Genomic DNA, 7,388 nt, shown 5'->3' with positions numbered 1-7,388 from the left:
TTAATCTTAATAGATGTTAGAACAAAAGGACTAACAGGTAAAAAGGCAGAAGCTCTATTAGATGATATAGGAGTAGCGACCAATAAAAACACAATTCCAAATGACCCAGAATCACCATTTATAACAAGTGGAATAAGAATTGGTACACCTGCAATGACAACACGTGGTATGAAAGAGGAAGATATGATGGAAATAGCTGAAATAATTACATTGGCTTTAGATGAAAGCAATGATAGAGATGCAATAAAAGCTAGAGTATCTAAATTATGTTATAAATATCCGTTATATTAGTATTAAAAGAGCATATCACAAATAAATTTGATGATTTAACCTAATAAAAAATCTTCTAATAATATTATTAGAGGATTTTTTAATTTGATAACTTTAACCAGATTGACATTAATTTGTAAATGATTTTTAACTAAATTAGTATTACTTATATGTTATACTTTTCCTGTAAATACCAAATATAATTTAAGAAGGAGAGATATAAGTGAATAAGAGATTGATATTATGTGGTACTTTAGTATTGGCTTTAGCCATAAATGTAGGTTGTCAAAAAGAAGAAGTGAAAGATATTAAATTAGATAATAATCCAGCTATTGCAAAAACTGCTGGAATGGACAATGGTAAAGAAAATAATATAATAAAGATTGAATCGGATAAAATAGATTTTTCGGGAATTGAATATAAAACTTCTGAAACGGAAAAAAGTGAAGAATTAGAAAAAGTTATAATAGATTATCTGCAATACGATAAAAAAGAAGATGAGGAATTGGAATATTTTTATAACTATATAGACCTTAATGGGGATGAAAAAGAAGAGGTATTTGTTTATTTAATAGGAAAAAGTGTATCAGGTTCAGGTGGTTCTACAGCTTTAATAATTGATAAAGAAAGTCACGAGATAATATCTAATTTTACATTAGTACAAAATCCTATTATAATAAGTGAAGAAAAGACAAATGGGTGGAATAATATTATAATGAATGTATCAGGGGGAGGAGCAGAATCTTTCTACGCTAAATTAGAATTTGATGGAGAGAAATATCCTTCTAATCCTTCAATGGCATCAGAAGTAGAGGAAGGCTCAGTTGTAAAAGGTATAGCGATTATTTCTGAGAACATATATAAAGGAGATGGGATAGAGATTAAATAGATAAATTTATATGGTTCAATATATTTAGGAATACTAAATATAAAAATAGTACTAATTACTTTAAAATAATTAGTACTATTTTTTATTAAGACATATAAAGAAAATCCATAATTACATAATTAAACATAGGATAATAAATATGATATAATATTATTTGACATTATATATAAGAAATAATTAACTTGTATAAAAAGAGGTGCTAATATGGAAGCGTGTCCAGATAAAAACAAAGTTAGTATATGTTTAAGTTTAGAAAAGATTAAAGACATTTTTGATTCATTAGATATTGGTGTTCATATAATGGATGCTGATGGAATAACAATTTTATATAATAAGGCTTGCGAAGAAATAGAGGGAATTTCAGAAGAGTGGATTGTAGGAAAAGATATGAATAAGCTTGTTTATGATGGAGTCTATTCTGAATCCGTTGCCTTGGAAGCTATAGTAAAAGGTGAAACAGTTGCAAAAACACAGAAGGTAAATGGAAGACATATTTTTTCAACAGCTGTACCTATTTATGAAAATAAACAGTTAATAAATATTGTTGTAAGTGTTATGGATATGACTAGTTTTGAAAATTTAAAAACTCAGTTTAATGAATTGAAAAATGTAAATATGAGAATACAAAAAGAGTTGAACATACTTAATGCAAAGGACGGAAAAAAGGATTCTATTATAACTAAAAGTGAGAAGATAGAAGGGATAAAGACTTTAGCACTTAGAATTGCAAATGTGGATTCTACTGTATTGATTGAGGGAGAGTCAGGTGTTGGTAAGGGACTTTTTAGCAAATACATACATGAAAATAGTAATAGAAAAAATGAGCCATTTATCAAGGTAGATTGTTCCTCTTTACCTGAAGGTCTAATAGAATCAGAATTATTTGGATATGAAGAAGGAGCATTTACCGGTGCTAGAAAAGATGGAAAGGTAGGATTAATTCAACTAGCCAATAAGGGAACTTTATTCTTAGATGAAATTGGTGAGCTTCCCCTAAATTTACAAGTAAAACTTTTAAATGTAATTCAAGATAAGGTATTTCAAAAGGTAGGCGGAACAAAAAATATATCTATTGATACAAGAATTATAGCTGCAACTAATAGAGACTTATATGCCATGGTAGAAGAAGGAACCTTTCGTGAGGATTTATATTATAGGCTAAAAGTCATACCTATAAGGATTCCATCACTTAGAGAAAGAAAGATGGATATTGTACCTTTGACTAACTTTTTTCTTAAAAAGCTCAATGAACATTATAACTATGAAAAAGTTATTTCTTCAGGTGCTATGAAATTATTGATTAATTATGATTGGCCAGGAAATGTAAGAGAACTGCAAAATGAGGTTGAAAGATTGGTTGTAACATCAGAATTTGAAATAATTACTGAGGAAGATGTTTTAGATGGTGATATTGGAAAAGCAAGAACAATGGAAGTAGATGAAAATATGTTATTTAAAGAGAATGTATATAAATATGAAAAAATCTTACTTGAAGATTATATTTACAGGGTAAATGATATACATGAACTAAGTGAAAAGACGGGTTTAGAAGCTAGTACATTAAGAAAAAAGGCAAAAAAATTAGGAATTGATCTTAAGTTTCAAAAAAGAAAAAAATCCTAAATAAGAGGAAAAAAATCTTCCGATAGTTTCAAATGGTTTCAAATAGTTTCAATCTATATTAGAGAAGTTTTAATAATCTATTTAATTTATCAAAGAGGAAAAAAATCATCTTTCAACTTATTTAGCATCATATATAATTCATTATTTCATTTATTATTAAAAATTTGATATAGAGAACTTAAAAAGATTTATTGTTTTAAATTGATAATTTCTCATGGATTAAGGTTGTTTAGTGAAGAACAAAGCTTACTTTTAACTATCTTTTTAGAAGTTATAAGTAAGCTTTGTTTTTTGGCATGTTATTTGCTTATTATATAAGATGTAGTTACTAATATTTTTCTTGAATTTATGATTAAGTAGAAGAATATAAAGTAAATTATACCCTTGAAAAATATTATTAAGCTACATTATATATTATATATATGGAGGTGTCAAAATTGTTTATAGACAAAAGCTTAAAACAATATGCATTAGATACCAAAAGTAGTGATCCTACACCAGGTGGTGGAAGTGTATCTGCTTATGTTGGAACATTAAGTTCAGCTTTAACAAGCATGGTAGGAGGATTAACATTTTCTAAGAAAAATTATTCAGAGTTGTCAGAAGATGTAAGGACTAAAATGGAGTCTAATGCTAAAGAGTTAGAACAATTATTTGAAGACCTAGCAAATGATGTAGATAAAGATACCAATGCTTTTGACAAGGTAATGGAAGCTTTTAAAATGCCAAAAGATACTGATGAAGAGAAGAAATCTAGATCCCAAGCAATTCAAGAGGGATATAAAGTTGCTTTAGAGGTTCCTTTAAAATGTGCTGAAAAATGTCACAGAGTTTTAGAATTACAAGATGTATTTGCAAGATATGGAAATGTAAATGCAGTAACTGATATTGGAGTAGGTATATTACTTGCTTATTCAGGATTAGAAGGTGCATTGCTAAATGTAACAATTAATTTAGGAAGCATAAAAGATGAAGAATACAAACAAGTCATTTCTCAAAAGGTTTCAAGGCTACTAAGTTCTGCTAAGGATTTAAAAGAGAAGTCATTAGCAATCGTATATGAAAGACTTAATGGATAATTTGGTTTTTAATATTAATTTAGTGAGGAGAGAATAATATGGAAAAGAAATATATACTTGCTGTACCTAACTTTAGCGAAGGTAGAAGACAAGAGGTAATTGATGCAATTTCTTGTACTATTAAAAATAGAGAAGGTGTAAAACTTGTTACTTGTGAACCAGAACATGATTTTAATAGAACTGTTTTAACAATAATAGGTGAACCAGCACCACTTAAAGAAGCATTATTAGAAATGGCAGCAAAATCATATGAATTAATAGATATGAGAGAGCAACAAGGAACACACCCAAGAATTGGTGGACAAGATACTATTCCACTATTTCCATTAGCCAATATAAGTTTAGAAGAATGTAAAGAATTAGCTGAAGAAATAGGTAAAGAGTTATTTGAAAAACATCAAGTTCCTATCTATTTTTCAGGAGAAAACGCTAGAACTGAAGATAAGAAGAGTATTTCATTTATTAGAAAAGGACAATATGAAGGGCTAAAAGCTTTATTAGAAGATAGTACTAATCCTGATTATGAGTCTAGAAAACCTGATTTATCAGTAGATGGTAAATTAAGTCCACAATATGGGGCTACTATTGTATCTGCAGATAAAGAAGGATTAACAGCTTATAATGTGTTTTTAGCAACTGAAGATGTAAGTATAGCCAAACAAATTGCTAAGGCTGTAAGAGGACCAAGTGGTGGATTTTCAACAACTAGAGCAGTAGGAATAAAATTTCCAGAAAGAGAAGGAGTAGTTGTATCTATCAATATGTTTGACTGTGCAAATACCCCACTTTACAGAGCCTTTGAATTAGTTAAGCTTGAAGCTCAAAAATACGGTGTAGCAGTAACAGGATCAGAACTTGTAGGACCAGTTAAGTTAGAATATTTATTAAATAATTTAACTCATTATTTGGGATTACAGGGATTAAAGCAAGAACAAATACTAGAAACACATTTAATGTTTTAATTTGTCATGAGACTGTCCATATCAAGTAATTGAATGGACAGTCTTATAATGAAAAGAATAATATATTGAGATACAAAGAAGATGATTATTGATATAATAGGCTATGCATTTTTACCATTAACGAAAGTATTAGGGGTACCAGATGCCCAAGTTGCAGCAGCTGCTATTCCAACAGGAATTACAGAAATGTTTATACCTGTATTGACTATTGCAGATAAGGTAGCTCAATTATATGTTAAAACAAGATTTTTTGTAACAGTAGTATCAATGGTACAAATAATATTCTTAGCAGAATCTGTTGTAGTAATTATGAATACTGGACTGCCAATAAAGTTTAAAGAATTGATGATTGTATTCTTACAAAGAACGATTATTGCAATGCCATTTGCTGCATTGTTTATGCATATATTGTTTTAATTAATACATTTAATTAGGGATTTAAAAAACTCCATCTATTTAGAATAAGATGGAGTTTTTATTAAAATAGGAAAGTTGATATTTAAAAAGGTTCATAGTAGGGTTGACATATATATAAATATGTTGTAAGCTATATTAGACAATTTAATAATGCCTCACTTTTACAAGTGAGGTAGAGGCGCGGTATTTAACAGTCTTTAGTGGAGTGTGAGGAAACAATGATACTAAGGAGAAGGAAATATCGCCGAAGCTTGTAATATTCTCAGTATTACTTGCTGGGTCTGCGGTTAAGAGCTGTAGGACTGTCTCAATAAACTTTCCCAGTTTATTGAGTTGTGCTATCTCATTTTGGGAAAAGGAGGGGAATTAGGTATTACTATGTCTATTAGGGCCTGAGTCTATCTCAGGTCTTTTTGTTATCAAAAATAGCATAACTCGTACAAGTGGCAAGTTTGACTTTAAGATAAAATACTAATTAAAATGAAGACAACAGGAGGAAAAACTAGTCATGAGAACAAAACTATCAGTATTAATGATTATTTTTTTATTAACAGTAACGATTTTAACAGGATGTGGTACAAGTAGTAACGTAAAAAATTCAGAAGCAATAGCAAATGAAGATAGAACTTTTAAGGTAGGTCTTGAGGCAGGATATGCACCATTTAATTGGACTCAAATGGATGACTCCAATGGTGGTGTTAAGATAGATGGTGCTAAAGAATTTGCAGGTGGATATGATGTAGAAATCGCCAAGAAAATTGCAGAAGGATTAGGAAAAGAATTAGTTATAATTAAAACTGAATGGGATGGTCTTGTACCAGCATTAACTTCTGGTAAGATAGATGCAATCATTGCAGGTATGTCACCAACAGATGAACGTAAGGAAGCTATTGATTTTACGGATAACTATTATAAATCCAATTTAGTCATGGTTGTTAAAAAAGGTGGAAAATATGAAAATGCTACTTCTATCCAAGATTTTAAAGGAGCTAAGATAACTGGTCAATTAAATACATTCCATTACTCAGTGATCGATCAGATTAAAGATGTAGACAAGCAGACAGCTATGGACAATTTTACAGCAATTAGAGTTGCTCTTGAATCTGGGATAATTGATGGATATGTTTCTGAGCGACCAGAAGGTATTAGTGCTGAAACTGCCAATCAAAACTTTAAAATGATAGAGTTTAAAGATGGATTTAATACATCAGATGATGATACAGCTATAGCTGTAGGTGTAGCAAAAGGCAGTGATTTAACTGAAAAGATCAATAAAATATTAAAAGGCATTACAGAAGAAGAACAAACAGCTATTATGGATACTGTTATTAAAAATCAACCATCAGCTGAGTAAAAGGAGGAGAAAGATGAATTTTGAGTCGATATTAAAAATTGCTTCAACTAATGGACCAATGTTTCTCCGTGGAGCTGGTATGACACTTTTGATCTCCATGATCGGTACCGTAGTGGGTTTTATTATTGGTTTATTAATAGGTATTGTACGTACAATCCCTATTCCTGAAAATGGAGCAAAGAAAGTTATTCTTAAATTTGTAAATACTATTTTTTCGATTTATATAGAGATATTTCGTGGGACACCTATGATTGTACAAGCTATGGTAATTTATTATGGATCTGCTGCCGCATTTGGTGTAGATATGAATCGAATATTTGCAGCTATATTTATCGTATCTATTAATACGGGAGCCTATATGTCAGAAATCATTAGAGGGGGCATTGTTTCCATAGATAAAGGACAATTTGAAGCTGCTCAAGCTATAGGAATGAACCATATTCAAACTATGGTCAATGTCATATTACCACAAGCAATACGTAATATTTTACCAGCAATGGGAAATGAATTTGTAATTAATATAAAAGATACTTCAGTTCTTAATGTAATTTCTGTAACTGAATTATATTTTCAAACAAAATCCGTGGCTGGAAATAACTTTAAATATTATGAATCATTTTTTATAGCATGTGTTCTTTATTTTATAATGACATTTACTATAACAAGAATTTTACGTTATATTGAAAGAAGATTAGATGGTCCTGAGAATTATGTTAAGTATGCTAATGAAATGCAAGTAAAAAAAGCTATGATTGGTAGGACAAAAGAGTGCAATGCTAATCAATATTAGAGAG

Annotated in this window: 7 protein-coding genes, 1 pseudogene and 1 riboswitch; all 8 genes and pseudogenes read left to right on the top strand. The window is 29.8% G+C overall.

Going from position 1 to position 7,388, the window contains the following annotated elements; all coding sequences use genetic code 11:
• Window positions 1–291 (top strand): annotated as a pseudogene (locus BUB33_RS13740) (serine hydroxymethyltransferase); the annotation flags it as partial.
• 202 nt (window positions 292–493) lie between these two features.
• Entirely contained in the window at window positions 494–1,159 is a 666-nt protein-coding gene (locus BUB33_RS13735; RefSeq protein WP_072977439.1) for a hypothetical protein, read from the top strand.
• Window positions 1,160–1,363: 204 nt separating this feature from the next.
• Window positions 1,364–2,782, top strand: coding sequence for a sigma-54 interaction domain-containing protein (locus BUB33_RS13730; RefSeq protein WP_072977437.1), 1,419 nt, complete (start codon window positions 1,364–1,366; stop codon window positions 2,780–2,782).
• A gap of 437 nt (window positions 2,783–3,219) precedes the next feature.
• The gene (locus BUB33_RS13725; protein ID WP_159429207.1) at window positions 3,220–3,861 is read left to right on the top strand and encodes a cyclodeaminase/cyclohydrolase family protein; all 642 of its coding nucleotides are present in this window, start codon (window positions 3,220–3,222) and stop codon (window positions 3,859–3,861) included.
• A 38-nt stretch (window positions 3,862–3,899) separates the two neighbouring features.
• Entirely contained in the window at window positions 3,900–4,823 is a 924-nt protein-coding gene (gene ftcD / locus BUB33_RS13720) for a glutamate formimidoyltransferase (protein ID WP_072977433.1), read from the top strand.
• 81 nt (window positions 4,824–4,904) lie between these two features.
• Complete coding sequence (locus BUB33_RS13715) at window positions 4,905–5,240, top strand: hypothetical protein (RefSeq protein ID WP_072977431.1); 336 nt, start codon at window positions 4,905–4,907, stop codon at window positions 5,238–5,240.
• A 165-nt stretch (window positions 5,241–5,405) separates the two neighbouring features.
• Window positions 5,406–5,589, top strand: a riboswitch (Lysine riboswitch).
• 159 nt (window positions 5,590–5,748) lie between these two features.
• Window positions 5,749–6,594, top strand: a complete 846-nt coding sequence (locus BUB33_RS16675; RefSeq protein WP_072977429.1) for a transporter substrate-binding domain-containing protein — start codon at window positions 5,749–5,751, stop codon at window positions 6,592–6,594.
• A gap of 13 nt (window positions 6,595–6,607) precedes the next feature.
• Window positions 6,608–7,384 carry an amino acid ABC transporter permease gene (locus BUB33_RS16670; RefSeq protein WP_072977427.1) on the top strand — a complete coding sequence of 259 codons (777 nt, stop codon included), beginning with the start codon at window positions 6,608–6,610 and terminating at the stop codon, window positions 7,382–7,384.
• The last annotated feature ends 4 nt before the right edge of the window (window positions 7,385–7,388 follow it).

Source organism: Tissierella praeacuta DSM 18095, from assembly GCF_900128955.1.
GTDB classification, from domain to species: Bacteria; Bacillota; Clostridia; order Tissierellales; family Tissierellaceae; genus Tissierella; species Tissierella praeacuta.
This window is presented reverse-complemented; position numbering and strand designations above follow the sequence as displayed.